Origin of the sequence: Streptomyces asoensis (assembly GCF_013085465.1) — a bacterium.
Lineage (GTDB): Bacteria > Actinomycetota > Actinomycetes > Streptomycetales > Streptomycetaceae > Streptomyces > Streptomyces cacaoi_A.
Map to the genome: position 1 here is coordinate 1,896,305 of NZ_CP049838.1, position 26,456 is coordinate 1,922,760.

At 70.9% G+C, this 26,456-nt stretch carries 24 protein-coding genes and 2 pseudogenes; 12 read left to right on the top strand and 14 right to left on the bottom strand.

The window, feature by feature from the left end; genetic code table 11:
- Window positions 1–88: 88 nt before the first annotated feature.
- Complete coding sequence (locus G9272_RS08360) at window positions 89–1,999, bottom strand: RICIN domain-containing protein (RefSeq protein WP_171395951.1); 1,911 nt, start codon at window positions 1,997–1,999, stop codon at window positions 89–91.
- A 398-nt stretch (window positions 2,000–2,397) separates the two neighbouring features.
- Here G9272_RS08360 and galU point away from each other — a divergent pair, with 398 nt between their 5' ends.
- The gene (gene galU, locus G9272_RS08365) at window positions 2,398–3,336 is read left to right on the top strand and encodes a UTP--glucose-1-phosphate uridylyltransferase GalU (RefSeq protein WP_171395952.1); all 939 of its coding nucleotides are present in this window, start codon (window positions 2,398–2,400) and stop codon (window positions 3,334–3,336) included.
- 91 nt (window positions 3,337–3,427) lie between these two features.
- On the opposite strand, the gene G9272_RS08370 is transcribed toward galU, so the two are convergent.
- Entirely contained in the window at window positions 3,428–3,865 is a 438-nt protein-coding gene (locus G9272_RS08370; protein WP_171401906.1) for a DUF4442 domain-containing protein, read from the bottom strand.
- A gap of 247 nt (window positions 3,866–4,112) precedes the next feature.
- Between G9272_RS08370 and G9272_RS08375 the strand changes: the two genes are divergently transcribed.
- Window positions 4,113–5,159, top strand: coding sequence for a hypothetical protein (locus G9272_RS08375; protein ID WP_171395953.1), 1,047 nt, complete (start codon window positions 4,113–4,115; stop codon window positions 5,157–5,159).
- Between the two features lie 113 nt (window positions 5,160–5,272).
- Here the strand turns inward: G9272_RS08375 and G9272_RS08380 are convergent, their stop codons facing one another.
- The 3 genes from G9272_RS08380 to G9272_RS08390 form a co-directional block, all read right to left on the bottom strand.
- On the bottom strand, window positions 5,273–6,064 hold the full coding sequence (locus G9272_RS08380; protein ID WP_171401907.1) for a spermidine synthase: 792 nt from the start codon (window positions 6,062–6,064) through the stop codon (window positions 5,273–5,275).
- Window positions 6,065–6,218: 154 nt separating this feature from the next.
- Complete coding sequence (gene tuf, locus G9272_RS08385) at window positions 6,219–7,388, bottom strand: elongation factor Tu (RefSeq protein WP_171395954.1); 1,170 nt, start codon at window positions 7,386–7,388, stop codon at window positions 6,219–6,221.
- Between the two features lie 264 nt (window positions 7,389–7,652).
- A complete protein-coding gene (locus G9272_RS08390) occupies window positions 7,653–8,381 on the bottom strand; it encodes a DNA alkylation repair protein (protein WP_171395955.1) in 729 nt (242 codons plus the stop codon).
- A gap of 49 nt (window positions 8,382–8,430) precedes the next feature.
- On the opposite strand from G9272_RS08390, the gene G9272_RS08395 reads away from it, so the two are divergent.
- Window positions 8,431–9,240, top strand: a complete 810-nt coding sequence (locus G9272_RS08395; RefSeq protein WP_171395956.1) for a TVP38/TMEM64 family protein — start codon at window positions 8,431–8,433, stop codon at window positions 9,238–9,240.
- Between the two features lie 51 nt (window positions 9,241–9,291).
- Here the strand turns inward: G9272_RS08395 and G9272_RS08400 are convergent, their stop codons facing one another.
- A complete protein-coding gene (locus G9272_RS08400) occupies window positions 9,292–10,461 on the bottom strand; it encodes a thiolase family protein (protein ID WP_171395957.1) in 1,170 nt (389 codons plus the stop codon).
- Between the two features lie 135 nt (window positions 10,462–10,596).
- Between G9272_RS08400 and G9272_RS08405 the strand changes: the two genes are divergently transcribed.
- Window positions 10,597–11,067, top strand: a complete 471-nt coding sequence (locus tag G9272_RS08405; RefSeq protein WP_171395958.1) for a winged helix-turn-helix transcriptional regulator — start codon at window positions 10,597–10,599, stop codon at window positions 11,065–11,067.
- 242 nt (window positions 11,068–11,309) lie between these two features.
- Here the strand turns inward: G9272_RS08405 and G9272_RS08410 are convergent, their stop codons facing one another.
- From G9272_RS08410 to G9272_RS08425, 4 genes are all read right to left on the bottom strand, one after another.
- On the bottom strand, window positions 11,310–12,044 hold the full coding sequence (locus G9272_RS08410; RefSeq protein WP_171395959.1) for a hypothetical protein: 735 nt from the start codon (window positions 12,042–12,044) through the stop codon (window positions 11,310–11,312).
- A 111-nt stretch (window positions 12,045–12,155) separates the two neighbouring features.
- Window positions 12,156–12,872: a cupin domain-containing protein gene (locus G9272_RS08415; RefSeq protein ID WP_171395960.1), complete on the bottom strand. Its 717-nt coding sequence runs from the start codon at window positions 12,870–12,872 to the stop codon at window positions 12,156–12,158.
- The gene (locus tag G9272_RS08420) at window positions 12,866–13,795 is read right to left on the bottom strand and encodes a PmoA family protein (RefSeq protein ID WP_171395961.1); all 930 of its coding nucleotides are present in this window, start codon (window positions 13,793–13,795) and stop codon (window positions 12,866–12,868) included. The genes G9272_RS08415 and G9272_RS08420 overlap by 7 nt, the downstream gene beginning before the upstream one ends.
- Window positions 13,792–14,976, bottom strand: coding sequence for a Gfo/Idh/MocA family protein (locus G9272_RS08425; protein WP_171395962.1), 1,185 nt, complete (start codon window positions 14,974–14,976; stop codon window positions 13,792–13,794). The genes G9272_RS08420 and G9272_RS08425 overlap by 4 nt, the downstream gene beginning before the upstream one ends.
- Window positions 14,977–15,714: 738 nt before the next feature.
- On the opposite strand from G9272_RS08425, the gene G9272_RS08430 reads away from it, so the two are divergent.
- From G9272_RS08430 to G9272_RS08465, 8 genes are all read left to right on the top strand, one after another.
- Window positions 15,715–16,590, top strand: coding sequence for an undecaprenyl-diphosphate phosphatase (locus tag G9272_RS08430; protein WP_171395963.1), 876 nt, complete (start codon window positions 15,715–15,717; stop codon window positions 16,588–16,590).
- A 168-nt stretch (window positions 16,591–16,758) separates the two neighbouring features.
- Window positions 16,759–16,938: a hypothetical protein gene (locus tag G9272_RS08435; protein WP_142269239.1), complete on the top strand. Its 180-nt coding sequence runs from the start codon at window positions 16,759–16,761 to the stop codon at window positions 16,936–16,938.
- A 144-nt stretch (window positions 16,939–17,082) separates the two neighbouring features.
- The gene (locus G9272_RS08440) at window positions 17,083–18,033 is read left to right on the top strand and encodes a hypothetical protein (protein ID WP_253267756.1); all 951 of its coding nucleotides are present in this window, start codon (window positions 17,083–17,085) and stop codon (window positions 18,031–18,033) included.
- Between the two features lie 224 nt (window positions 18,034–18,257).
- Entirely contained in the window at window positions 18,258–18,791 is a 534-nt protein-coding gene (locus G9272_RS08445) for a GNAT family N-acetyltransferase (RefSeq protein WP_171395965.1), read from the top strand.
- A gap of 527 nt (window positions 18,792–19,318) precedes the next feature.
- Complete coding sequence (locus tag G9272_RS08450) at window positions 19,319–19,882, top strand: hypothetical protein (RefSeq protein WP_171395966.1); 564 nt, start codon at window positions 19,319–19,321, stop codon at window positions 19,880–19,882.
- A gap of 251 nt (window positions 19,883–20,133) precedes the next feature.
- A complete protein-coding gene (locus tag G9272_RS08455) occupies window positions 20,134–20,838 on the top strand; it encodes a hypothetical protein (protein WP_171395967.1) in 705 nt (234 codons plus the stop codon).
- Window positions 20,839–21,267: 429 nt separating this feature from the next.
- On the top strand, window positions 21,268–21,843 hold the full coding sequence (locus tag G9272_RS08460; protein WP_253267757.1) for an RNA polymerase sigma factor: 576 nt from the start codon (window positions 21,268–21,270) through the stop codon (window positions 21,841–21,843).
- The gene (locus G9272_RS08465; protein WP_171395969.1) at window positions 21,840–22,445 is read left to right on the top strand and encodes a twin-arginine translocation signal domain-containing protein; all 606 of its coding nucleotides are present in this window, start codon (window positions 21,840–21,842) and stop codon (window positions 22,443–22,445) included. The genes G9272_RS08460 and G9272_RS08465 overlap by 4 nt, the downstream gene beginning before the upstream one ends.
- Window positions 22,446–22,643: 198 nt before the next feature.
- On the opposite strand, the gene G9272_RS08470 is transcribed toward G9272_RS08465, so the two are convergent.
- From G9272_RS08470 to G9272_RS08485, 4 genes and pseudogenes are all read right to left on the bottom strand, one after another.
- The gene (locus tag G9272_RS08470; RefSeq protein ID WP_171395970.1) at window positions 22,644–23,216 is read right to left on the bottom strand and encodes an AMIN-like domain-containing (lipo)protein; all 573 of its coding nucleotides are present in this window, start codon (window positions 23,214–23,216) and stop codon (window positions 22,644–22,646) included.
- 302 nt (window positions 23,217–23,518) lie between these two features.
- Window positions 23,519–24,071: pseudogene (locus G9272_RS08475) on the bottom strand (DUF4291 domain-containing protein).
- A gap of 73 nt (window positions 24,072–24,144) precedes the next feature.
- Window positions 24,145–25,617 (bottom strand): hypothetical protein, encoded by a 1,473-nt coding sequence (locus G9272_RS08480; protein ID WP_171395971.1) that lies wholly within the window; start codon window positions 25,615–25,617, stop codon window positions 24,145–24,147.
- 312 nt (window positions 25,618–25,929) lie between these two features.
- Window positions 25,930–26,442, bottom strand: a pseudogene (locus G9272_RS08485) (DUF4291 domain-containing protein); the annotation flags it as partial.
- Between the last annotated feature and the right edge of the window lie 14 nt (window positions 26,443–26,456).

The following is a 26,456-nucleotide window of genomic DNA, read 5'->3' on the forward strand; positions in this document are numbered from 1 at the left end:
CGGTGCGGCCAGTCGGTCATCTCGGCGAGAAGTGAAGAAGGAAGGAGGGGCCACTCCCCTCGGGCGGCCCCTCCTTCCGGTTCCCGGCTCAGTGACCGAGGACCCCGGTCACGTCCGCGACGACGTTGCCCAGCGCGTCGGACACCTCGGCGGGCGCCGGGAGCGCGTCAAGGAGCGTCGCGGGGACCGGCGGCGCGGCCGGGCCGGCCGGCGGGTCGCAACACTGCACCTGGGCGACCCTCGTCTCGAACTCCGGCGCGGCCGGAGCCGTTTCGGCGGGCCCCGGTGCGGTGTCCGGGGCGAGGGGCCGGTCACCGCGCGGCGCCGGGAGGTCCGGGGAGCCGGGTGTGCCCGGACCGGGCGGCTCCGGCGTACTCCGCGGCTCCGGACCGGGCGCCCCCGGCGCCGCCCCGGCCGTGTCGAACACCCACCGCTGTCCGCCGGAACCGTCCCGCTCGGTGACGACGACGGCCGCTCCCGACGTGCCTGCGGCGCGCGCGACGACCAGCCCGTCGTCCCGCCGCAGCAGGAGTTCCCCGCGGACGGTCAGGTCGAAGAACGTCTCACCGGCGTGCACCAGACAGCTGACCAGGGCGGTCGTCCGGCGGCCGGGGTCCGCGGCCAGGCAGAGCGTCGGGTCGGCCGCGCTGCGCAGCAGCCCGTCGTCCTGGTACGACCACTGCTGGGACGCGGCCTGTGAGCACTCCGCGAGGACGATCCCCGCACCGGGCCGGGCCAGGCCGCGAGCGGCGTCGAGGCAGAGCTGCGTGTCCGGGCTGCGCAGCCTGCCGTGCGCGACCTCGGCGGACCGGGACGCGGAGGCGGCCGACGGGGATCCGGAGGGCGAGGGGTCGTCGGAGCCGCCGGGCAGACCCCGTGCGCCGGTGGCCGGGGTGCCGGTCCCGCCGGCGGGTGCGCCCCAGGTGGCCCCGGGGGCGGGGACACCGTTGTCGTCGGACCAGCCCTTGGCCACGAAGACGGTCGCGATCAGCGCGAGCGAGGTCAGACCCACGCCCACCAGGACGGCCTTGGGCCGCCGGCCCGGCAGGTCGAGCAGTCCCGCCGAGGTGGTGCGGTGCCGGCCGCCTGCGACGGGCGGGCGCTGCGCGGCGGGCCCGGCCGGCACCGCGGGCCCGGCCGACGCGTCGGCGGAGGCCGGGCGTCCGGGACGCGAGTCGAGGTAGCGGCGGGCGCCCCAGCCCAGCACGGTCTCGGCGAGCAGCACATCGAGGCCGTCGTCGAAATGGCTGAGCTGTTCGGCGGCGTGCCGGCAGAAGCGGCAGTGCGCGAGATGCTGCCGGACATCGGGCAGCAGGGTTCCGCCGCGGCGCAGCGGAATGTCGAGGAGACGGTTGTAGAAGCGGCATTCGCTCGTCGGCGCGAGTTCCCGGTGCGCGCGTACACAGCCCGCCCGGAATTGTTCCCTCGCCTGTTCCAGGGCGGCTGCCGCGGAGAGGGCGTCCACGCCCGACAGACCGGCCGGTACGGATATGGGTTCCGCCTCCACCTCCGTGTGCCACAACAGGCATTGGGAGGCGGCCGGGAGCAACTGGAAAGACCGCTCGGCGAGTTGCCGCCTTTCGGCGGTCACCGCCCGCGCGGCACGCAGTCCGCGGCCGCCGACGGTTTTCCGCAGCTCCGGCAGAACGTCGGCCACGCCCTCGGCGCCGGCCCATTTCCGGACCGTCTCCCGTACGGCGACGAGGAGTTGGGGACGCAGGGCGCCGCCGGTGCGCCCGTCCGCGAGCCGGCCCAGCACCTCGTGGAACGCGGCGGCGGCCACGAGCCGCGCCGTGTCCTCGGTACCGGCCAGGCAGACGGTCGCGTAGTCGTGGGCCGCCCGCCAGTGGCGGGCGAACAGCAGGGCGACCGCGCCGGCACGTCCGTCGTCACCGGCGGGCCGGTCGGCCAGCCGGGCGGCGAGTTGGGGGTCGGAATCCCCGGGGATCCAGCCGGGGCGGGGCGGGTAGGGCGGGCGTGGGGGGTTGGGGGATTGCACGGAACCATTTCCTTCCAAGCCGACGAACGGCACGGAAAAGCACGGTGTCGGAAAGCAGGTGCCCGATTGGTGCATACCTTTGGCCTGACCAGGCACGTTGGCCTGATCCGGCCCATCCGTAAGGGGAGGCTCACCTTCGCACACGCGCCTCACAGGAAACAAGGAGTTCGAGTGACCCAAGTTCAAAGCGCGGGAATTTCAGATAAGTTACCGGCGGTAGCCGTACCCGCATTCGAAAAAGCGCCCGGATCCACAGACTCAACTTGTGTAAGCGCAAAGCCGGATGACACACCGAATCTCCAACTTCCGGCCCCGGCATGACCCGCGCTCCGGCGCAGGGGCGGCCCACAGGAATCTCAGAGGTGACTCCCGGGGTACTCCCATCCCCGTGGGACACCATGATCCGTATGAGCGCCCCCCACTCCGCACCCAGTGTTCGCAAAGCGGTCGTCCCGGCCGCCGGACTCGGTACCCGCTTCCTGCCCGCCACCAAGGCGACGCCGAAGGAGATGCTGCCAGTGGTCGACAAGCCGGCCATCCAGTACGTCGTCGAGGAGGCGGCCGCCGCGGGTCTGGACGACGTCCTGATGGTCACGGGCCGGCACAAGCGGGCCATCGAGGACCACTTCGACCACGCCTTCGAACTCGAGCAGGCGCTCGCCGCCAAGGGGGACACCGTCCGGCTGGACGCGGTGCGCGATCCGGCCCGGCTCGCCGACATCCACCACATCCGGCAGGGCGACCCGCTCGGGCTCGGTCACGCGGTGCTCTGCGCCCGCAACCACGTCGGCGACCAGCCGTTCGCGGTGCTGCTCGGCGACGACCTCATCGACCCGCGGGAGACGCTGCTCAGCAGGATGCTCGAGATCCGCGACCGGTACGCCGGCAGCGTCGTCGCCCTGATGGAGGTCCCGCCGGAGCAGGTCCACCTCTACGGCTGCGCGGCCGTGGAGCCGTCCGGCGAGGACGGGGTGGTGCGCGTCACCGGTCTGGTGGAGAAGCCCGCGCGCGAGGACGCGCCCAGCCGGTACGCGGTCATCGGACGGTACGTCCTCGACCCGGCCGTCTTCGACGTCCTGGAGCGCACCGCACCAGGCCGCGGCGGTGAGATCCAGCTCACCGACGCCCTCCAGGAACTCGCCGCGGGCGGCACGGTGCACGGTGTGATCTTCTCGGGCCGCCGCTACGACACGGGCGACAAGGCGGACTATCTGCGCACGGTCGTCCGCCTGGCCTGCGACCGGCCCGATCTCGGGCCGGAGTTCGTCGCCTGGCTGAAGGAGTTCGTGGCGGGCCTGGAGGACGGCGACGCGGACCGGGAGCGGCCGGCGGCCTGACCGGCGCGTGGCGGACGGTGCCACAGGGGCCCCGGTGTCGCCGCGACCGGGGCCGTCGTCCTCGTAGGGCGCCGCTCGGCCGATCGGCCGATCAGCTGTTGGGACGCAGGGTCCAGGTCACCGTCATCTCGCCGGTGACGGCCCCGTCGGCGCGGCGGATCTCGATCGCGACCGGGAACTCGGGCCGCTCCCCCGCGTCGAGCTGCGCGACGACCTCGACGGCCGGGCGGCCCAGCGTGGCGGTGGCGGTGACCGCCCCCATGGCCAGCTTGCGGTACGCGATCTCGGCGCCGACGGCGAGCGGAACGGCACGGGAGAGCTGGTCGCCGAACGCGGCGAGGACGATCGCACCGCTGGCGGACTCGCCGAGCGTGAACATCGCCCCGGCGTGCGGCCCGCCCACGTGGTTGTGGAACTCACTCTGGTCGGGCAGGGCGACCACGGCCTTCTCCGGACCGGCCTCGAGGAACTCGAGGTTCAGGGTCCGGGCCATGGGCACCGTGGCGGCGAGCATCTCGCCGATGGACATCTGGTCTGCGCTCATGACCACGATGTTACCTGTGAGTAGCTTCGGCTGGCCAGACCGGCGTGCCGATCGCCGTACGACCTCGCGGTCCTCCGGCGCCGTGGGGGCCGCCGACGAGGTCCCGGATGCCGCAATCCGGAAGTTCAGGGGCACAGTTCGCGTGTTTCAGCCCTCCGCGTCCTGATTCGGTACGTCCCTGACAAGGGGCGGTGACCGAATCGTGTCCCGGACGGCACTAGGGTTTCTGGCCATGTGGCCAGGACAGCAGCCGCCCGGGGGAGAGCAGAACCCGCAGGCGCAGAACAATCCGTACCAGCAGCCGGGATACCAGCAGCCGAATCCGTATCAGCAGCCCGGCTACCAGCAACAGCCCGACCAGCAGCCCAACCCCTACGCGCAGCAACCGCAGTGGGGCGCCCCGTCGCCCGCCGGCGCGCCCACGCCGCCGCCCGGCGGAGGCGGCGGAGGCGGCAACCGGACGAAGCTGATCGCCGTCGTCGCGGCCTCGGCCGTCGTCGTGGCCGCCGGTGTCACCGGGTTCCTGGTGCTGGGCGGCGACGATGACGACCGGGTCGACGCGAGCAAGGGCAGCGCGAGCCCCACGGTCTCCACGTCCGGATCCGCCTCGGCTTCCGGCTCCTCCTCGACGGGCACGGACGACAACCCGCGCAGCAACGAGACCGCGAAGGCGACCATCGCCGGCTGGAAGGTCGTGGTGAACCCCAAGTGGGGCATCGCCTTCGACGTGCCGGCGGACTGGGAGGTCCAGTCGCCGGGGCTCAGCCAGGGCTTCGAGTGGGAGGACAAGGAGCAGTCCGACGGCTACGACCAGATCCTTCAGGGGGGCACGGCCGAGTTCAAGTCGAAGTGGTGCTCCACGGACGCCGACAAGGACGGCAAGACCGACGACACCCCGCTCGCCGTGGTCGGCAGCAAGGGCGCCGAAGGCGCCAAGAACACCGACGAGATCGCCATCAACACGCCCGCCTGGTGGGTCTTCGGCGGCTACACCGAGCCGGACAAGAAGAGCCTGACCTTCGACAAGAAGGCCACCGCCTTCACGACCGCCTCCGGGATCGTGGGCAGCTACGCCTGGGCCCAGTCGACGAACACGCCCCAGAAGGGCAAGTGCGACAGCGACGGCAAGGCGATCACGTTCGGCTTCAAGAACTCCAACGGCGACTACGTGTCGTGGAACCTGTACGGGGCCAAGGGCGTGAAGGACGAACTCCCGAAGGCCACGATCATGCAGATCCTCAGCACCGTACGGCTGAACGGGACACCGACGCAGAACTAGCCGCGACCGGATCACCGGCCGCGCACCGCGGAACCCCCGCGAGGACAGCCGGCCGGTGACCGGTCCGGCGGTTCTCGGCGGGGCGCTCGCGCCGCTGTGGCGGTACCCGCCGCTCAGCCGATGCCGAACGCGCCCTCGGGTGGTTCGGGGGACGGTACGGCGTCCTCGTCCCGCACCGGGCGGGCGTCGCCGATGAAGCGGCGCAGTCCGGGGCCGTGCTCGACCCGGGCCGGGAAGGCGTCGGAGGCGGTGCGGCGGGCCAGGGTGGTCACGTCGACCGGGTGGTGCGAGGCGACGAGCACCGCGTTGCCGAACCGGCGGCCGCGCAGCACGGCGGGCTCGGCGATGAGGGCGAGTTCCTCGAACACCGCCGCGAAGTTGGCGAGTTGGGACCGCAGGAAGCCGAACGGCGCCGCGTCGGCGAGGTTCGCCAGATAGACGCCGTCGCCGCGCAGGACCCGTCCGGCCTCCTGGGCGTAGGTCAGGGTCGTCAGATGGGCGGGGACGCGGGAGCCGCCGAAGACATCGGCGACGAGCGCGTCGGCGGAGCCGTCCGGGGCCGCTTCCAGCCAGTCCCGCGCGTCGGCGGCGTGCAGCGCGACGCCGGCTCCGGCCGGGACCGGCAGGTGCTCGGCGATCAGCTCCAGCAGACCGCGGTCGAACTCGACGACGTCCTGCCGGGAACCCGGCCGGGTCGCGGCCAGGTACCGGGGCAGGGTGAGCGCACCGCCACCGAGATGCAGGACGTCCAGGGGCCGCCCCGCCTCGGCGACGGTGTCCAGGACGTGCCCGAGGCGCCGCGCGTACTCGAACTCCAGGTACGTCGGCTCGTCCAGGTCGACGTACGACTGCGGCGCCCCGTCGACGGTCAGCAGCCAGGCCCGCTCCCGGTCGACGTCGGGCATCAGCTTGGCGGTGCCGTGGTCGACGACGCGGGAGACGGGTATGGGCTCGTCGTTCACCGTCCCATTGTGCCTGCGGGGTGCCTACGGGCCACGCCCCCGAAGGGACACGGCCCCAAGGCCCCGCGCGCACGTCGGCCACGGACACCGGCCGCCCTCACAGCACGGCTGTCACGGTCCCCGCCCCCACGGTCCGCCCACCCTCGCGGATGGCGAAGCCGAGACCGGGCTCCAGCGGAACCTCACGTCCCAGCTCGACGGTCATGCCGACCGTGTCCCCGGGCCGCGCGACCGGGATCTCGCCCAGATCCACGTCTCCGACGACGTCCGCCGTACGGATGTAGAACTGCGGCCGGTAGCCGGTCGAGACGGGCGTGGTCCGGCCGCCCTCCCGCCCGGACAGGACGTACACCCGCGCCGTGAACCGCCGACTGGGCACCACGCTCCCCGGCGCCACCACCACATGGCCCCGCCGGACGGCGTCCCGGGGCACGCCGCGCAGCAGCAGTGCCACGTTGTCCCCGGCCTGCGCCTCCTCCATCGGCTTCCCGAAGGTCTCGATCCCCGTCACCACCGTCTCGACACCGGCGCCCAGCACCTGCACCTGGTCCCCCAGGCGGAGCGTCCCGCGCTCCACGGCGCCGGTGACGACCGTCCCCCGGCCGGTGATGGTGAGCACGTTCTCCACCGGCAGCAGGAACGGCGCGTCCAGATACCGCTCGGGCATGGGCACATAGGTGTCCACCGCGTCGAGCAGCGCGTCGATCGACGTCGTCCAGCGGGGGTCGCCGGCCAGGGCCCGCAGCCCCGACACCCTGACGACGGGCGCGGAGTCGCCGCCGTAGCCGTGCTCGGTGAGCAGGTCGCGGACCTCCAGTTCGACGAGGTCGATGAGCTCCTCGTCACCCGCGTCGGCCTTGTTGAGCGCGACCACGATGTGGTCGACGCCCACCTGGCGGGCGAGCAGGACGTGTTCGGCGGTCTGCGGCATGATCCCGTCGAGCGCGGAGACGACGAGGATCGCCCCGTCGAGCTGCGCGGCCCCGGTGACCATGTTCTTGACGTAGTCGGCGTGGCCCGGCATGTCGACATGCGCGTAGTGCCGGGTGTCGGTCTCGTACTCGACGTGCGCGATGTTGATGGTGATACCGCGCGCGGCCTCCTCCGGGGCCCGGTCGATACGGTCGAACGGCACGAACGTTCCGGTGCCGCGGTCGGCGAGGACCTTGGTGATGGCGGCGGTCAGGGTGGTCTTGCCGTGGTCCACGTGCCCCATGGTGCCGATGTTGAGGTGTGGTTTGGTCCGCACGTAAGCGGTCTTGGGCATGGCTGTACCTCGAAGCGTGTCCGTAGGAAGTGGGGACCCCGGCGAACTGGCCGACCCTCCCCCTGCGGGGTCCGCCGGACGATCCGGAGAGGGTCAGCTTCGGGCGCCGTCGACAGCGGCCACGAGGAGTGGGACGGCAGCCTTCGGCGTATCCGCGACCGCGGATGCTGCGAGAAGGAAGGCGTACCGGAACATGGTGTCGATGATCGCCGACGGTTCGTGCGGCGTCGAATGGTTTTCGCCGGCGTCGGTGCGGACGAACCGCTAGGGCGCGTCCCCGATGTTCTTCAGTGCCTCACGTACCGTCAGCGGCGCGAAACGTCCCCGTTCGCGGGCGACGAAGGCGCGGACGGCCGCCGGATCGGTCTTGGCGTACTCGCGCAGGGACCAGCCGATGGCCTTGCGGACGAAGAAGTCCGGGTGGCCGGACTGGCGCCGGCAGTAGGCGAAGAGACGGTCGGTGTCGGTGCGTTCCTTGTAGCGGAGCTGGTGGAGCAGGGCGGTACGGGCGACCCACAGGTCCTCGTCGACGATCCAGACGTCCATGTCGGCGCCGAGCCGGGGGTCGGCCTCGACGAGCGTGCCGACCACGTGCGCGGCGAGCAGGTCGACCGTGTCCCACCAGGACGTCGTGGTCACCAGTCGGCGCGCCACGGGCAGGAACGCCGAGGACAGGCGTGGCGCGTACCGGCGCAGGTAGTCGACGGCGAAGTAGTGGTACTCGCGCTGCGGCAACGCCCAGCAGCGCAGCGCGATCGCCGTGCAGTCGGCCTCGTCGGGGCGGGGCGTGCCCGCCAGGACGGTGCGGGACAGGGCCCGGCGGGCGGGGGTGGGGAGGCCGAGGAAGGGGGCCACGTCCTTCATGTACGCGCGCATGGCCGCCGCCCGGCCCGGGTCGGCCGCGGCGCCGTACGCGGTCGTCAGCCGCTCCAGCACGAGGTCGGCGAGAACGCTGTCCGGCACGCCGATCGCGTCCGCACCTGTGACCGTCATGAGACGAACCATACGGCGATCACACATGTCCGTCGGTTAGTGTCGCGGGATGCTCGATGCCACCACCCGCTCTGGGGGCACCGCCACGGCCTCTCCCCGGGCCACCGCCACGGAGCTCGTCGTCCCCACGCTCGCTCCGGTGCCCGTCATCACGCCCGTCGCTCCGGCGGTCGACGCACCCGGCGGCCTCGCCGCGCGCTGCGCGAGAGTACTGCGCTCGCCCTGGTCCCGTTTCGCGCTGCTGGTCACGCTGCTGGCGGCGGCCGCGTCGAGCGTGCTGCTCTTCGAGCCGCAGAAGCTCCTCGCGGACGGCTGGCCACCCCAGTTGGGCGGTGTCACGGCGGCCGCGGTCTTCGCGGTGGCGTACGGACTGTGCACGGTGGCGTTCGTGCCCCGACCGCTGCTGAACCTGGCCGCGGGCGCGCTGTTCGGCTCGCAGTGGGGCATCACCGCGGCGCTGGCGGGCACGGTGCTGGGGGCCGGGATCGCCTTCGGGCTCGGTCGGATCCTCGGGCAGGACGCGCTACGACCGCTGCTGCGCGGTCGGCTTCTCAAGGCGGCGGACGGCCAGTTGAGCCGGCACGGCATGCGCTCGATGCTGGCGGCCCGGCTGTTCCCGGGGGTGCCGTTCTGGGCCGCGAACTACTGCGCCGCCGTCTCCCGCATGGGCTGGCTGTCCTTCCTGGTGGCGACCGCGCTGGGCTCGATCCCGAACACCGCCGCCTACGTCGTCGCCGGGGCCCGCGCCTCCTCCCCGACCTCGCCGGCCTTCCTCATCGCCATGGCCTGCATCGCCCTGCCGGCGCTGGCCGGCACGGTGGTGGCCTGGCGCAAGCGCCACCACCTGCGTCGCCCGTAGCCGCGTACAGCCGCCGGCAGCCACCGGCTCCAGCCCCTGTCCCCCGCCCGGTTACACGGATTCCAGCACCATCGCGTTGGCGAGCCCGCCCGCCTCGCACATCGTCTGAAGTGCGTAGCGGGCGCCGCGTTCCCGCATCGCGTGGACGAGCGTCGTCGTCAGCCGGGTGCCGCTCGCGCCGAGCGGGTGTCCGAGCGCGATCGCGCCGCCGTGCACATTGACCTTGGCGAGGTCGGCGCCGGTCTCCTGCCGCCAGGCCAGGACCACGCTGGAGAACGCCTCGTTGACCTCGAAGAGGTCGATGTCGTCGAGCCGTAGCCCCGCCCGGCGCAGCACCTTCTCGGTCGCCGGGATCACGCCGGTCAGCATCAGCAGCGGATCCGAGCCGGTGACGGCGAAGCTGTGCAGTCGGGCGAGCGGGCGCAGGCCCAGGCGGGCGGCGGTCTCGCCGGAGGTGATCAGCACGGCCGAGGCGCCGTCGTTGACCGGGCTCGCGTTGCCCGCGGTGACGTTCCACTCGATCTGCGGGAAGCGCTCGGCGAAGGCCGGGTCGTAGTAGGCGGGTTTGAGGCCGGCGAGGATCTCGGGGGTGCTCCCGGGCCGTACGCACTCGTCGCGCGAGACGCCGTCCAGGGGCGCCACCTCGGCGTCGAAGAGCCCCTGCGCCCAGGCCTCGGCGGCCTTGCGGTGCGAGGAGACGGCGAAGGCGTCCATCTGCTCCCGCGTGATCGACCACTTGGCGGCGATGAGCTCGGAGCTGATGCCCTGCGGGACGAGTCCCTCCGGGTAGCGCGCGGCGACGCCGGGGCCGAAGGGGTCCCTGCCGGGCGGCACGTTGGACCACATCGGCACCCGGCTCATCGACTCGACACCGCAGGCGACCACGAGGTCGTACGCGCCGGAGATGACGCCCTGGGCCGCGAAGTGCACGGCCTGCTGGGAGGAGCCGCACTGCCGGTCGACGGTGGTCGCGGGGACCGTTTCCGGGAAGCCCGCCGAGAGCAGCGCGTAGCGGGTGGTGTTCATGGCCTGCTCGCCGACCTGGTCGACGGTGCCGCCGATCACATCGTCGATCAGTGCGGGATCGACGCCGGAGCGGTCGACGAGGGTGCGCAGGGTGTGGGCGAGGAGTTCGACGGGGTGGACGTGGGCGAGGGAGCCGTTCGGCTTGCCCTTGCCGATCGGGGTGCGTACGGCTTCGACGATGACTGCGTCACGCATGTGCGGTGCCTCCATGACGAGCACGAGCGGGAAAACTACCGGTGAGTAGGAAATCCGAACTCACCATAACCCCGAGAGTTGGAAAATCCAACCGACCTAGATTTGCTTTTCCAACCCTCCCCTAGACTGGCCGTCATGGCCGCCTCCAAAGACCCGCGCCCCTGCTCGATGGCCGACGCCCTCGCCCTCGTCGGCGAGAAGTACTCCCTGCTCGTCCTGCGGGAGGTGTGCCTGGGCAACACCCGCTTCGAGCAGCTGGTGCGCAACATCGGCGCCCCGCGCGACATCCTGGCCACCCGGCTGCGCCGCCTCGTCGACGCCGGGATCCTGACCAGGCGTGCCTACAGCGAGCGTCCGCAGCGCTTCGAGTACCGGCCCACGCAGGCGGGGCTCGAACTGGAGCCGGTCCTGATGACACTCATGGCGTGGGGCGACCGCCATCTCCGTAAGGACGACGATCGCCCCATGGTGTTCGAGCACGTCTGCGGCAACGAGCTGGTCCCCGTGGTCACCTGCACGTCCTGCGGCGACCAGGTCCGCCACGAGGACGTACGCGCCCACCCGCAGGCTCCGGGCTGGACAGTGGCGGGCCCGTCGGCCGCCTGAAGCCGCACCGGCCGAACGCACGGACGCACGGACGCACGGACGACGATGGGAAGCCGGGTGGACAGGGGGCGCCGGCGGCATGCGCGGCCGGTCCTCGCGGGCTGTGTCGTCCAGGGAGCACAGGCGGCGCCGGAGCCGGGCCCCGCGGCGGTCGAAGTCACCGTGGTTCGCGGCGACCCGGCTCTCGAACGAGCACGCGCCCGCGGACACCGGTCACGTGTCCGCGGGTCATGGGACGGTCCTCAGGCTCCCAGCTTCCGGATCTGCGCGGTGACCAGTTCCGTCGGCACCTCCGCCGCGGAGCCGTTGCCGGCGGCGGTGTAGAAGAGGACGACCGTGGCGCCGCTGCGCACGACCACGAACGCGTCCGCGCTGTCCCCCTGGGTCTGGAGGCCGAAGGCGACGGCGTCGTCGCCCGTGTCGGGGGCGGTGGCGGCCTTGACGGTGGTGCGGGCGGGCACGCCTCCCTCGTAGGCGGTGCACTTCTTCAGGGCGGCGCGCAGGCCGTCGAGGATGCCCTCGGCGTCGGACTGGTCGTAGGCCATGAGGCCGATGGTGGTGGCGGAACCCGCGGTGGGGCCGGCTCCCCCGAAGGCGAGGAGTCCGACGAACGCCTTGGGGCCCGGGTCGGGCGAGGCGGTGCGCATGTTCTCCAGCGGCTGGCAGTCCGCGGGCCGGGCGGTGGAATCGCCGTCGGGTTTCACGGGGAAGTCGGTGATCTGGTAGCCGTCCACGTCCCCGCCGACCAGCGCGGCGGACTTCAGCTGAGCCTCGCCGAGCGGTTCGGCGGGCGCCTCCGACGCAGAAGCCGAAGCCGACCCCGATCCGGATCCCGATCCGGATGCGGATGCGGATGCGGACCCCTGTGCGGCCGCGGAATCGGTGGCTTTCGCATCGGAATCGCCGCTGCCTCCGCCCCCGCATCCGGCCACCAGAACCGCCGTGAAGAGGGCCGCCGCCATCACTCTGATCCGCACCTGCTGACTCCCCGCTCTCGACATCAGTCGATTGGATCATTCCGGCAGGGAAGCCGCAGGGGGATCACGGAATCTACGTCAGCCGATCCCCCGCGCGCTGATGACCCGGCACTACGGCAGCGCGTACACGTCCAGCCACCCGCACATCCCGAACTGCCCTTGGGACGAGGGCTGTTCGGCCCGGACGGCGGCCTCGGCGAGATAGGACACATCGCCGTCCGAGAGCCGGTCGAGCTGCTCCCCCGTGGCCAGCGCGGCCGCCCGCGCACCACGCAGCCAACGCTCACGCCACTCGGCGAGCCGGGGCTCCACCAGCGCGGCGGCTGACCGGTGGAAGGCGGCCAGGGCGGCCGGACCGTCCGCCGCCTCGCGCAGCGCCCGGTAGCCCTCCAGCGCGAGGTCGCGCCGGGCACGGGCGATCCGGGCCTGTTCCTCCCGGGAGGCTTCGGCCGGGATCACGGTCGCGGCGGCGTACGCCTCGGGGTCGGTGAGGTACTCCGGCGGCAGGGTGAGCACCGCGTCGCCGGCCTCCGGCAGCCCGCTGTTCTGCATCAGGACGGTGATGCGCAGGTCGTCCTCGTTGACCAGCCGGTGGATGGTGCCCGGCGTGAACCAGGCGACCGTGCCGGGCGCGAGGGGTGTGACCTCGTACCCGGACGCCGTCAGGGTCTGCACCGCGCCATGCCCAGCCGTGACGACGTACCCCTCCGAACACGTCAGGTGCATATGGGGAGTTCCGCCGTGCAGACCGTCGGCTGCGGGCCAGTCGTACACACGCAGATGCGAGACGGCGACCCCGCCGGGCAGTCCCCCGTACTCGCTCACCACGGATGTGCCTCCAGGTACTTGGCGATCTCCTCCCGCTCCCAGACGCCGTCGGCCACCACCACGCGGTAGCGGCGGGTGAGCGTGTCGCCGGGGGCGAGCTCGAGCTCGTCGAAGAAGGACCAGGAGGGGGCGATGCCCGCGAAGGGCTCGTTGCGGACGAACCAGTGGGCGGGGTGCGCCCCTCGGGCGCCGGAGTGGTCGTTCTCGGGCGCGTGCGCGAAGACGACGGTGGCGTGACCGTCGGCGCCGTCGTGCTCGCCGGAGAGAGCCAGCCAGGGGCTCTGCGAGGCCATCAACCCGGGGCCCTCGCCGTCCGGGCCGATGATCCGGCCGTCCCGGAAGGCGCGCGGGCCCCGCCAGAACAGGCCCGTGTATCCGGCCAGTTCGCGCCCGGCGGTGGTCGGGCTGCCGAAGCGGAGCGGCTCGTCCCGGCGGTTGGTGACGGCGCTGGTCCAGGTCAGCGCCCAGGACCCGGCGTCCGGGTCGACGTCGTGCACCTCGATCCGGCGCGCCTCCTCCGCCCACAGCTCACCGCTGTACGGATGCCAGGTCAGGCGCTCGGCGATGACCACCCGGCCGCCGGCCGCCGACACCTCGTCGAAGCCGACGTGCGCCATCGAACCGACCCGCTCGGGGAGTTCGAGATACCCCTCGCCGTGCACGTACGAGTTGCCGCCCCACAGGTTGGCGCCCGAGAGGTGCGAGGCGGTCAGCGACAGCCCCTTGTGCCAGCGGTGGTCGTTGGGCCGGTAGTCGGTGACGACGTCACCGGCGAGGGTCCGCAGCGGGTGGATGTACGGCCTCGGCGCCTCCCACGCCGCCTCGGGGCGGTAGACGTAGGCGAGCAGCTCGACGCCGGTGGCCGGGTCGGTCACCGTGACGCGGTCGCCGTGCGCGTGGACGAGCCGCAGATCGCCGGTCACGCGGGCACCTCCGCGTTCGTCTCCGCCTTCATCGCAACCGTGGCCGTGGCCGGTGCCCAGCCGGGGGCGCCACCGTGCAGGGCCGTGTAGTACGGATCACCCGGCCCGATCTCACCCCGTCGCACCGTCGTGTCGGTGAACGCCGACTTGTACAGCGCGCTGATCAGCTCCAGGCTGGTGCGCCCGTCCGCGCCGCTGCTGCGCGGCCGCCGGCCGGCGCGCATGCTCGCGACCAGCTCGCGCAACTGCGCCAGGTGCGAGCTCGGGACGTCTGCGCCGAAGTCCTGCCAGGCCGCCGCCAGGTCGCCGGAGACGTCCGGGGCGGGCGTGATGTGCCAGTTGGCGTTGGAGTGGCCGTAGAGGTGGGTGAGTTCGACGGTGGCGCGCTCGCAGTCGATACGGATGCGACTGACCTCGTCGGGACTCAGGACGCTGTTGACGACCGTCGCCATGGCCCCGCTCTCGAAGCGGACCAGGGCGGTGGACACGTCCTCCGTCTCCACGTCGTGCACGAGCCGGCCGGCCATCGCGCGCACCTCGCTCCACGGGCCGAGGAGGTCGAGCAGCAGGTCCATCTGGTGGATGCCGTGGCCCATCGCCGGGCCGCCGCCCTCGGTCTGCCAGCGCCCACGCCAGGGCACGGCGTAGTAGGCGGTGTCGCGGTACCAGGTGGTCTGGCAGTGCGCGACCAGCGGCCGCCCGAGGGCCTGCTCGGCGAGCAGCCGCCGTACGTGCCGGGTCCCGGATCCGAAACGGTGCTGGAAGACGATCGAGGAGTACGGCCCCGCCGCGGCGCCCTCCTCCGCCTCCACGGCGTCGTAGTCGGCGAGGGTCGGCACCGGCGGCTTCTCGCACCACACCCAGGCGCCGGCCCGCAGCGCCGCCACACTCTGCTCACGGTGCAGGGTCGGCGGGGTGCAGATGGTCACCAGGTCGGGGCGCTGCTCCGCCAGCATCCGCTCCAGGTCGGTGTACGCGTGCGGAACCCCGCTCTCCGCGCAGAAGGCCTCGACGGCGGTGGCATCGATGTCAACGGCGGCCACGACCTCGGCCTCACCCTCGGCGGCGAGCTGCTGGAGGGCGGGCAGATGGGAGCCGCGCCCGATCGCGCCGATACCGACGATGGCGGCCCGGACACGGCGGCCGGCGAGCGCGGCAGGCAGCGGAGTGGATGGGGGCATGGGCGTGATCAGCACTCCTCCGACGTACGGCCGAACGACCGAGCGGGCCAGCAACCGAGGGGGAAGCGTGCAGTACCTGCACACAGCAAGCGCTTTCCCATCGGCAGCAACGTATGCGGCGGCCGGGCGACCGGTCAACCATGGGGACACCTGTCCGACGTACCGATCCGCACGTGAGCCGCGGGGTGGCGGGGGTGGCTGGGGCGAGGTCGGGCGGGAGGGGAGGCGCGGGGCGGTCGCGTGGGAGCGGTGCGCCGGGCGGGGGCGGCGGCTTCAGTACCGGTCGGCGGAGAGACGTGGCACGGCCCGGCGGCGAGGGCGGCGTGCCGCCCGGCGAACGGGCGCGGCGCCGGTCGGGAGGATCGGGAGGAGCTGCGCGTGGCGGTCGCCCGAGAGCCGCGTGCCGTCGGGTGGCGAGAAGCTGCGCGTGGCGGTCGCCCGAGAGCCGCGCGCCATGGGATGGCGGCCGTGGTGCGGGTCGGGAGGTCAGGCGCGTGCCGGTCGGGAGGGGAGTCGCGTGCGGATGCCCGTCGTGTGAGGGTTTTTTGTCGCTTGCGGGGAGGAGGTCGGTGCCGTCGGCGCCAGAGCCCGCGCGACGCCTGCGAAACCCCTGTGCCGGGCCTGTCATCCGGGAACGCTACGCTTCCCCCGGCACACACCTGATCACCTGATCATCGCGCGCGACGGGCCGACCGTCGCCGTCGCCCTCTCCGATCGGCACTTGGACTCCGTAACCTCATGTCTTGGTTTGAATCCCTCATCCTCGGACTCGTCCAGGGGCTGACCGAGTTCCTCCCCGTCTCCTCCAGCGCGCACCTGCGGCTGACCGCGGCGTTCTCCGGCTGGAAGGACCCCGGCGCCGCCTTCACGGCGATCACGCAGATCGGCACGGAAGCCGCGGTGCTGATCTACTTCCGCAAGGACATCGGCCGGATCATCTCGGCGTGGAGCCGTTCGCTGTTCAACAAGACGCTGCGCAAGGACCACGACGCCCAGATGGGCTGGCTGGTGATCGTCGGCTCGATCCCGATCGGCGTGCTCGGCGTGACGCTCAAGGACCAGATCGAGGGCCCGTTCCGCGACCTGCGGATCACCGCCACGATGCTCGTCGTCGTCGGCATCGTGATCGGCATCGCCGACCGGCTGGCGGCCCGCGACGAGACGGGCGGGAAGCACCGCGCGCCCAAGCAGCGCAAGAACCTGGAGAACCTGGGCGTCAAGGACGGCCTGATCTTCGGCCTCTGCCAGGCCTGCGCGCTCATCCCCGGCGTCTCGCGTTCCGGCGCCACCATCAGCGGCGGCCTGTTCATGGGCTACAAGCGCGAGGCCGCGGCCCGCTACTCCTTCCTGCTGGCCATTCCGGCCGTACTGGCCTCCGGTGTCTTCGAGTTGAAGGACGCGGTGGAGGGCGGTCACGTGGCGTGGGGGCCGACGATGTTCGCGACGGTGATCGCCTTCGCGTCCGGTTACGCGGTCATCGCCTGGTTCATGAAGTTCATCAGCACCAAGTCCTTCATGCCGTTCGTCTACTACCGCGTCGTGCTCGGCATCGTGATCATCGCCCTGGTCGCGACGGGCTCACTGAGCCCGCACGCGGCGGAGTCGGCGGGCTGACCGCTACCGCTCCACCCCCTGGGGCTGCGCGTAGCCGCACGGATCGGCCCTCTTGCCCGAACCCGCCGGAGAGCCGCCGGAGTTGATCGATCAGTCGTGACCAACCCCATATCCGTGCGCGTAGCCGTCCGGTAGCGCAGTGTCAGTGCTTGCGCCTAGGCTTGGCCCATGTCCCCCAACTCTGTGCCCTCTGGTTCCGTGCGGTCCGCTGCCGAATTAAATGAGCGGATCCGGGCCCTTTGGCTGCGCGCGGGCGGTTCGCTCTCCGCCCAGGAGCGGGCGGAGTACGAGCTGCTGGTCGTGGAGTGGGCCATCGCGATCCGCGGCGAGGTCGTCAAGGCGGCCTGAGCCCAGAACTCCCTCCCCCTTCCCTCCTCCCTTCCCTCCTCCATTCCCCCCTCCCTCCGCTCTTCCTCCCGCTCCTCCGTGTCGTCCCGTGTCGGGCCCGCGACCGTCCGTTACGCTCGCGTCGCCACAACGGTCACGATCTTCATGGAGGGCAGCACGGCGAGGATCAAGCGTGAGCGCCTCGTCAGAACGCTGACGTTCTGGCTGCGTCCCGCCTTCGCATTGCGCGTCATCAACCGGTTCCAGAAAATCGTGGGCTTCGACCGGTCGATGGCCCTGGCATCCAGCGCGCTGACCGCACTGGTCCCGCTCTCCATCCTCATCGGCGCCGTCGCGAGCAGCTTCGTGCACTACGACGCCGCGGAACAGATCATCAAGCGCTACCACCTCACCGGCGCGGGCGCTACGGCTGTCAGCTCCCTCTTCTCCCCCGCGGAGGACAGCAGCGCGAGCGTGGGCGTCTTCGGTGCCGTGTTCCTGACGATCTCGATCCTCAGTTTCGCCCGGGCCGCGCAGCGGCTCGTCGAACAGACGTGGGAACTCAGCCCGCTCAGCGTGCGCAACACCCGTAACGGCCTGTGGTGGATCCTCAGCCTGGCCGGCTACGCACTGTGCACCGCCTCGCTCACCGCGCTCCTCGGCGAAGGCGAGCTGGGGCTGGTCGCCGCGGTGTGCGAGGTACCGGTGACCGCCGTGTTCCTCGTCTGGAGCGGACGGCTCCTGTCGGCGAAGCGGATCGACTGGCCGGACCTCGTCCCCTTCGGCGTCACGGCCGCCGTTCTGACAGCCGCCTATTCGGTGGGGGCGGCCATCTACCTGCCGCGGCTGTTCAACTCGTACGCCGCACGCTACGGGGTGGTGGGAGCGGTCTTCGCGATGATCTCCGCGCTCTTCGCCGCCATGCTGGTCATGGTCGGATCGTCGGCGCTGGGGCGGGAGGTACGAGACGAACTCGACCGGATCCGCCAGGGCCACCGCCCTTCCGACCATGAGGTCCGCCGACAGTGGGACACCCTGGTCGAACACACCCGGTCACGGTGGCGCAAGGCGCGGGGACAGATTTCTCGCCATCAGCCCAAGGACCCCGACCGCTGAGAGCCCGGCAACGCCCTGGCCGGGTCCCGGACGGGACCGGACGGGGACCGGACGGAGACCGGACGGGGACCGGACGGAGACCGGACGGGGACCGGACGGAGACCGGACGGGGACCGGACGGGTCCGAAAAGGGACCGGACGGGTCCCGAACGGGCCTGCCCAAGCCACTGCCTGTCCCGGCGCCGATTACCGGTGAGGCTCCCGCCACGGGCAGGATGGTCACCATGACCGAGATCCACACCCCCCGCCTCCTCCTCCGCCGCTGGAACGACGACGACCTCGTGCCCATGGCCGACATCAACGCGGATCCGCACGTCATGCGCTGGGTCGACGACGGCTCGGTCCTCGACCTGGACCGCACGGCGGAGGCCATCGAGCAGTGGGAGGAGGAGTGGGACGAGGAGGGCTTCGGGCTCTTCGCCGTGGAGCTGCTCGCCTCGGGCGAACTGGCCGGCTTCACGGGCCTGTCCATGCCCGAGTTCCTGCCGGAGGTGATGCCCGACGTGGCGATCAGCTGGCGGCTCGGATCCCAGTTCTGGGGCCAGGGGTACGCGTCCGAAGCCGCCCACGCGACGCTGGAGTTCGCCCTCCAGGATCGCGGCCTCGACCGCGTCATCAGCATCAACCGGATCGGTGACGACGCCTCCGAGAACATCAGCCGCAAGCTCGGCCTGGCGCCGGAACGCGAAACGGTGCACCCGGTCCACGGCTTTGCGCTGCACGTCCACGCCATCGACCTCACCGAGTTCCATGGGTGACTGAGCCCTGGGCAGGCCGCGCGACTCGGCCGTGTCTCGCTGACGTACCGCGCGGGCAGCTCTCGCCTCGACCCGATCAACTCACCCCGGCGCGGCCAGGCCGGCGGCCCCAGGATGTCGGGAACGGCCATGACGAGACAAGGTGAAGCGTGGTTGATCGTTGGGGTGTTCCTCCTGTGGGCCCGGGTGCCGCGCCCGAGAAGTGGTTGTGGCGCGTCGGCTTCGTCGGCCTTCTCATCGGGGCTCCCGGTGTGGCGGTGGGCTGTTTCGAAGGGTTTGACGACGGCACGGACGCCGGTGCCTTCGCCTGGATCATGACCTTCTTCGGCTGCCTGCTGGTGGGCGTCACGGCAGGGGTCGGTCTGTTTCGTCGGTTCGATCCCGAGTCGAGGAGGGAGCGCCGTCGGGGAATCGCCGTCAGACGTTCCCGGCAGGCACCTCTGGCTGCCTCGGATCTCACCTATGAGTCCCTCCTCGCAGCGGCCGTGCGCTCGACAGCCGAGGTTGTACCGCAGCGGCCGGCAGCAGTGATCGACAACAGGGGGCGGTTGGCCTGGTGGCGCAACCGCGACCTGCTCTCGGCTTTCGACCTTCCCCCCATCGCCGCCTGGACCGTCTTCATTGCCCTTGCCGGATTCGCCGGCGTGCTGCACATCGTCGGCGGGGTCGGCCGTGGCTGCGTCTTCCTCGCGTTCTCGGCCTGCGGCCTGGCGGCCATCGTGTCCCAGGGCAGGCTCGCCCGTGACTTCGCCCGTGTGGCCGTCGGCGAGCATGTCCGCCCGATGCGCTGGCTGCTGCTGCGCGAACCGGACGCGGGCGAGGCCTATTTGGTGCTGTACAGGGCCGACGGCGACCCCGACGAGGCTCCGCCGATGCTTCTGCGGCTCGCCAAGAAGCGGCAGGCCCGACACCTTCCCCCGGCGGGCGTCGCGGACGTCCACGGCTTGCTCCGTCCCGTCACCGTGCTCGTGCCGTGGATCGACGGCTCACCTGTGTGGACCCGCCATCCCGTGACCGCACTCGACTTGACGACTGAGCGCGACCGAGGGCGACTGACGTATCTCAAGGGATCCGAGCCCCGCGGCCGGTAGACGCGCTTCGCGAGCGGGGCCGACGGCAATGAGCACAGAGCGAGAGCCCGGGGATCGACTCGCATCGTCCCTCAGCCCCGAAAAACCCGTCCCGCCTCCCGATCCGACGATCTACTCTGCTGCCTCATGCTTTGAGCCGGGGCGGAGGGCTCGGGCGAAGCTTCTGAGCCGACGGGAACCCGCGCGCTCAGCCAGTCAAACGGGTGGGAAAGACAGTGGTTCGCCAATCACGGGTCGGCATTGCTATTGCCATGCTCATGACCTTCTCGACGCTCGCCGCATGCGAGTCAGGGCAGGGCTCCCGGGCAGACGCGACATCGGCAGAGACCAGGCCGGCCGGCGCAGAGGACAAGCCGTTGGGCAAGGCGGACCTGGAACGGGTAGCGATCACGAACACGGATCTCGACGGCTACGAGGTCGAACAGATCCTGGCTGCTCCCTCGGCGTCTCGCAGGACGGCGGATCCCGCCGAATGCGCGCCCGTCGTTCAGGCGACGGGGGGAAGCAGCGGCTTCACAGCCACCGCGCGCATCGGCCGGATGATGTCCCCGAAGGAGCACGGCCCCGGGACATCCATGATCCTTGCGTCACACAGCACCGGGGATGCCGCGCAGGTGATCGACGCACTCCGCACGGCCGCCAAGCGCTGCAAGACCTTCCTGGACCTCGGGGTGGGCTTCCGGTACGACGACGTCGCACTCCAGCCCGACCCCGGCTACGGCGATGAATCCGTGTCCCTGAGGCTCACACAGCTCGCGGCGGACAACGAGGACGACGAGCCCGTCCGAGTCCCCTACGCGGTGGTGGCCGTTCGACAAGGGGCGACGGTCGCCATGTTCTACGAGTTCAACCGCCCCGGAGGGACAAGGGGCGAGGACCCGGCTGTCGTACCGGAAGAGATCATCAGGACACAGCTGAACAAGCTCAGCAAGCCGGCAGTTTCCCAATCACCGTAGTCATGTACCGACTTGGAGATCCGCAGGGTGCGACGGGGAGGTACGAACGCGCCTTTGCCACACCCTGTTGGGCTCGCCCGCGTCGATGCGCCGCGCCGTGGCAGCCGCTTCGGCGTGGCGTGCCAGTCGCGCCTCCGGCCAGACGATTGATGATTGACGCCTTGCCTTGGGCGCCCGCGCCCGGGTGGTTGCGAGCCCACGTCGCGAGTTGGTCAGCGTTGAGCGATGCTGTCGTTGCTCCCAGGGCATGACAGGTCGGGGGATGCGTCGGGAGTGCTCGTCCGGATCGGGGTCGCGGTCCCGGGCAATCTTCTCCTCCGTGACGGCGTCGAAGAGGCCGTGACCATCGCGGGAAACGACCATCAGTGTCCGTACGCCCACGCCTGAAAGGATCCGGCCAGTGCCGGACAGGACGGGGTTGTGGAATCCATGACGGAAGAGGAGTCGCGCCAGAGGCAGCGGGCGCGCTTCGAAAGACTGGCGCACGTGGTGGTGGAACCGTTGCACCGGTATCTGCTGCGACGGACGAGCGCCGACATGGTCGACGACATCCTGGCGGAGGCGATGCTGGTGCTGTGGCGCCGTATTGACGACATCCCCGGCCTGGGGTCGGCGCCGGCTTCTCTGCCCGACCCCGATGACGTGCTGCCGTGGTGCTACGGGGTGGCGCGGGGCTGCCTGGCGAATGCCCGGCGTGCCGACGGGCGCCGGCTCCGGCTGGTGGAGCGGTTGATCCGGACGCAGGAGCAGCAGCCGGCCGGGGTCGCCGACCACAGCGATCTGCACGCCGCGCTCGCCGCCCTCGGGGCGCTGGACCGTGAGGTGGTGCGGCTGTGGGCGTGGGAGGGGCTGGCGCTCCGGCAGATCGCGGAGGCGACCGGGCTGACGTCCAACGCCGTGAGCATCCGGCTGCACCGGGCGAAAAAGAAACTCGCCGAACAACTGAGGCGAAAGCAGGACGAACCGTCCGGACACAAGAGAGATGAAGGAAGGAGCGGTCAGTGAATGACGACGAGTTGCTGGCCCGGCTGAAGTCCGCGGACCCGGCGCTGACCCCACATGCTCCGCCGCCCGACATCGACCGACTTGTGGAGGACATCTTGACCACCGACACCGCGTTCCAGACCGGCAATACGGTCCCCGTGAAGACCGCTGCGCGACGGAGCCGCCGCCAGTTCCTCGGACTCGCGGCGGCTGCCGGTCTGCTTCTGCTCGGCGGCGGCATCGCCGGAGGAGTCATGGCGAACAACGACAACGGGCACTCGGCCTCGACCGGCCCACTGACACTCACCACCCACAGCGGCTTCGGCAGCCAGAAGTGTGTGACACCCAGCCCCGACACCCTGCGTGGGTACCCGACCCTCTTCGTGGGAACGGTCACCTCCATCAAGGGTTCCACGGTCACCTTCCGCGTCGACCACTGGTTGAAGGGCGGCGACACGGAGACGGTGGTGCTCGACAGCGATGCGAGCCGGCCGGAGGCGCTGACGTTCTCGGAAGGTGAGCGCTACATCGTGGCCGCCGAGAACGGCGTCGTCCCGGTGTGCGGTGCGAACGGGGCCTCGGACGAGATCGTCGATGAGCTCCGCCAGGCATTCGGGAAGTAGCGGACACCAGCTGCACGGACGATACGAGCCCACCGACGGCCGCGGTGGGCTCGGGCCGGTTCAGAAAGTCGGTTCCTCTATTGGTATGACCGCGTTCGCGTCGTTATGGTCGGTTCGCAACTCTTTGGGTCAGGGCGCGCGCCGCACGCCCTTCGGCGCCCGTCCCTCAGGGGGTGCGGCACAGGCACGGGTCGTGGCTCAGGAGGTGGCGTTCCAGGAGTGTGCGACGTCGATGACCACGCGATCATCCAACTGCGTCACCCGGAACGGCAGCCGCGCACGCACGCCGACCCCGATCAGCACATCATCCTCAAGGGCATCGGCGTAGCGAGTGTCCTTGAACGTCTGGTAGCCCGTGATGTCCACTCCGGGCAGCGGTTGCCCGTGCTGCCCCGGGTAGGACTGCGAGCCGGTCGACGGGTCGTAGTTCGGGCCCACGGAGATCTGGAGGATCGCCCCGCCGTCGACGGGGATCTCCCCCGTACCGGGCGTGGTCAGCTTGTCGACGTACTTGACGCGGTAGCCGATCGGTCCGGCCGCCGAACCCTTGAAGTCGAGGACCATGCGGTCGAAACACTCGTGCTGAGCGGTCCTGATGTTCGCCAGCGGGGGCTTGTAGTCCTCCGTCGGCGACACGCGCTTCTCGAGGCTCCCCCACCCGGTCTCACACACTGCCGACGCGCCGGTGTCGGCCTGCGCCGTCCCCACCGTTCCTGCGATCCCGGCTCCCGCCAGCATGAGAGCTGTCAGTGTGGTTCCGAGTCGTCGCATGGTTGCTCCCAAAGATCGAGTACACGTGTACGGCGCGAAGGCCTGCCCACCAGAACAGGCCTCAGGAGGCCGCGGTGGTTCAGACTGGGCCCGCAATGTGATCGAACCTGGCCCGGACCATCACGAAAAGGCAACAGTCAAGCGACCGAGGAAGCACCCCCGCGACCCCGTTGAGGCCCGGATCGTCTGGCGCTCCCGTTGGCGTACGCCGCAATCCGCGCCGGAGCCGCCCGACTCAACCGTGCGCCGCCTGCCGATTCGCCGGTGACCAGAAGAACACGGTGATGAGGGTGAGCGGTGAGCTAACGCCGCAGGTGGGCCAGCTCCTCCTCCCCCACCGGATACGGCCGCTCCTCCGGCAACAGCGCGGTCGCGCGGCCGAGTTCACCGGCCCGCACCTGCGCGTGTACTTCTCTCACCAGCGGCGTCACGTCCTCGATCCCGACGATCCACTCGTCGGCGTACCGCACGGTCGCCTCGCCCGCGAGCCCCAGCTGAAAGACCGGTACGGAAGGGCGTCGAAGTGCAGGTCCCGCTCCGGATCCCACTGCACCCGTGCCGGAGCCTGCTTCAACTGCCGCTTCCACTCGGCCTGGTCGGCATGCAGTTCCGGCACGTAGTGCGAGAGACACGCGTGCCGCAGCGCCCACTCGAATCCCTCGCGGGTGATCTCCACGGCCAGAACGGTCTCCTGACCCTCCTTCAAGCCCCACCACAGCGGTACATCATCCACAAGAAGCTGGGCTTGATCCACGTCAAGCCTTGCTCGCAGACCTTTCGACGGTGGTCCTTCGGCCGAGTGGCGCCTGAAGTTGCTCGTCGGACCGCGCCCGCTGGAGAGTCGGCTTCCAGCATCACGGCAAGTCCACAGGCTGACAGCTGATCGTTGCGGTGGCCTCGCCACTGACAGTCAGCGCGCACGCCGGCGTCACAAGCCTGCCAAGGTGAGGATGCGGTGCATATGTCGGGGCGGCAGGTTGGGATTGCCTGCTGCGGCGGTAGCGACCGATTCCGATGAGTCGTCCAACAGCTGCGTCAGGTCGCGGGTGGGAAGCCGGGGATGGGTCACGATCGCGCGACGCACCGTGTGATCGGGATCGGCGGCCAGGCGACGGACGAGTTCCACCGGCAGGTTGAGGTCGCGCGGGGCCAGCCGCCGCATCCTCGGGTCGGGATCTGTGGCCAAACGCCGAAGGACGTCGGTCGGGAGGGGGAAGTCATCGGCGGGACGCCACCGGGTCCTTTTCTCCGGACGGTAGCTGCGATCGATGCGTTCGGCGGTGGCGGGGTCGATCCGGCCGCGGGCATGCAGAGCCATCGTCGTGCGGACGCTGCTCTCCTCGTCGTCGAGTAGCCGGGCCACGGCCGGAGCAGGGAGGAAGTCGGACAGCGCGGCGGAGGCGCGGAAGCAGGCGTAGGGCGAGTCCACGTACGGCAAGGGGTCAACCGTCACCCATGGCAGACGCAATGTCCGGAGCTCCTCGCGCGCCAGCTCGCTCATGAACTGCCCTTCAAGGGCGTTGTCGTCCAGCACCTGGAGATCGGTGTGCCAGTCCACCAGGGGCACGGTGGACAAGATCTGTGCGTGGATCGTGGCGCGGGTCGACTCAGGGGTGTCCTGACGGGCGAAGATGCGGAGCGTGACCCGCGGGTTGGGGTCCTCGGCAAGCATGTCGCGCAGCGTCGGCAGGAGGTCGGGGTGCTCCGCGAGTTCCTTGCGCACCTCCTCGTCCGGGTCGTCGGCCAGCCAACGGGCCGTGTCGGCATCCAGAGTGCAGTGACGCACCGCCCCGGCGCGCGTGACCGGGTCGGCCAGCAGCTCCGGGAGCAGGTCGGCAGGCGGAACCGGATGGGGAAGCCGCCGGTAGTAGGTCGCGCAGGCTCCCGCGCGCACCGCGTCCTCGGCATCCGTCAGTAGGAGCCGACGCGCAGGTTCCGGGGCCTGTGTCCACCATTGGGCAAGCGTCGCCCGGACCTTGGGGTCCGGGTCGGCCACCAGCCTGGCGCGCAGATCCGTCGGCATGTGATCGCGTTCCGCCAGTCGCTCGCGCACCCGCAGGTCGGGGTCGCTGAGCAGCCGCTCGAACAGCTCTCGTGGGGCGTCGTCCGCGCCGACCACTACGGCCGCGCGTATCGCCGGATCCGGGTGCTCGGCGAGAGTCATCCGAAAGGCATGCGGGAGGCTGCGGTTGAGCGCGAGCGAGTACACGAGCCAGTGGTCGTCGACGGCGATGATCTCGGCGATCATGTCGTCGGTGAGGTCCGGGCGCTTGGCAACGCTGCCAAGGCCGTTGCGGTAGGCGAAGAGGCGGCGGATGAACTCGGGCGGTAGCGCGGGGTTCTCCGCGAGTCCCTCCACCACCTTGCCGAGATGAACCGGATGCGGCGCGACGTCCGACACGGCAAGCGACCCTTCTGGCTCGGCGAGCTGGCCGCCGATTTTCTCATACGCGGTCGCCTCATGCGCTCCGCAAAGGCAGGTGGGAAACCGCCCGGCCCGATGTAGCCACCGTCCCCGACCTGCGCAGGTTCCGGTACCTGATCCTCTAAACCACCTGGCAGGACGCCATCCTCGTGCCCGGAGTCACGCAGTGTGGTGCCCCCTCCGGTGAGCGCAAGCCGTTGCGGGAGCCGGTCTCCAGCGTGCCGCACCCCATGTTGTTCCTCACCGTGGCGGACGCCTCGCTGCCGGCTGCGCGGCAGAGCAGGTGAGTCAGCGGCCGCTTTCCCGACCGGTACCGGTCACCGGAAGCTCGGCCCGTGAACCTGTCGCCAGATGGGTGAGCACATCCTCGGCTACCGGATACGGCTGCTCCGCGGGCAACAACGCGGATGCCCGCCCCAGTTCACCGGCCCGCACATGCCCGTGGACCTCCCTCGCCAGCGGAGTCACATCCTCGATGCCGACGATCCACTCGTCCGCGTACCGCACGGTCGCCTCCCCCGCGAGCCCCAGCTGGAGGGAGCGGTGGGGCAGGGGATCGAGGTGCAGATCCCGCTCCGGATCCCACTGCACGCGTGCCGGCGCCCGCTTCAACTGCCGCTTCCACCGGGCCTGATCACCGTGCAGGTCCGGCACGTAGTGCGACAGACACGCGTGCCGCAGAGCCCACTCGAAGCCCTCCCGGCTGATCTCCACCGCGAGGACAGTCTCCTGACCCTCCTTCAGACCCCAGCCGCAGCGGTACATCATCCACAGGAACGACGGCTTGATCCATGTCAAGCGGCGTTCACAGTCCT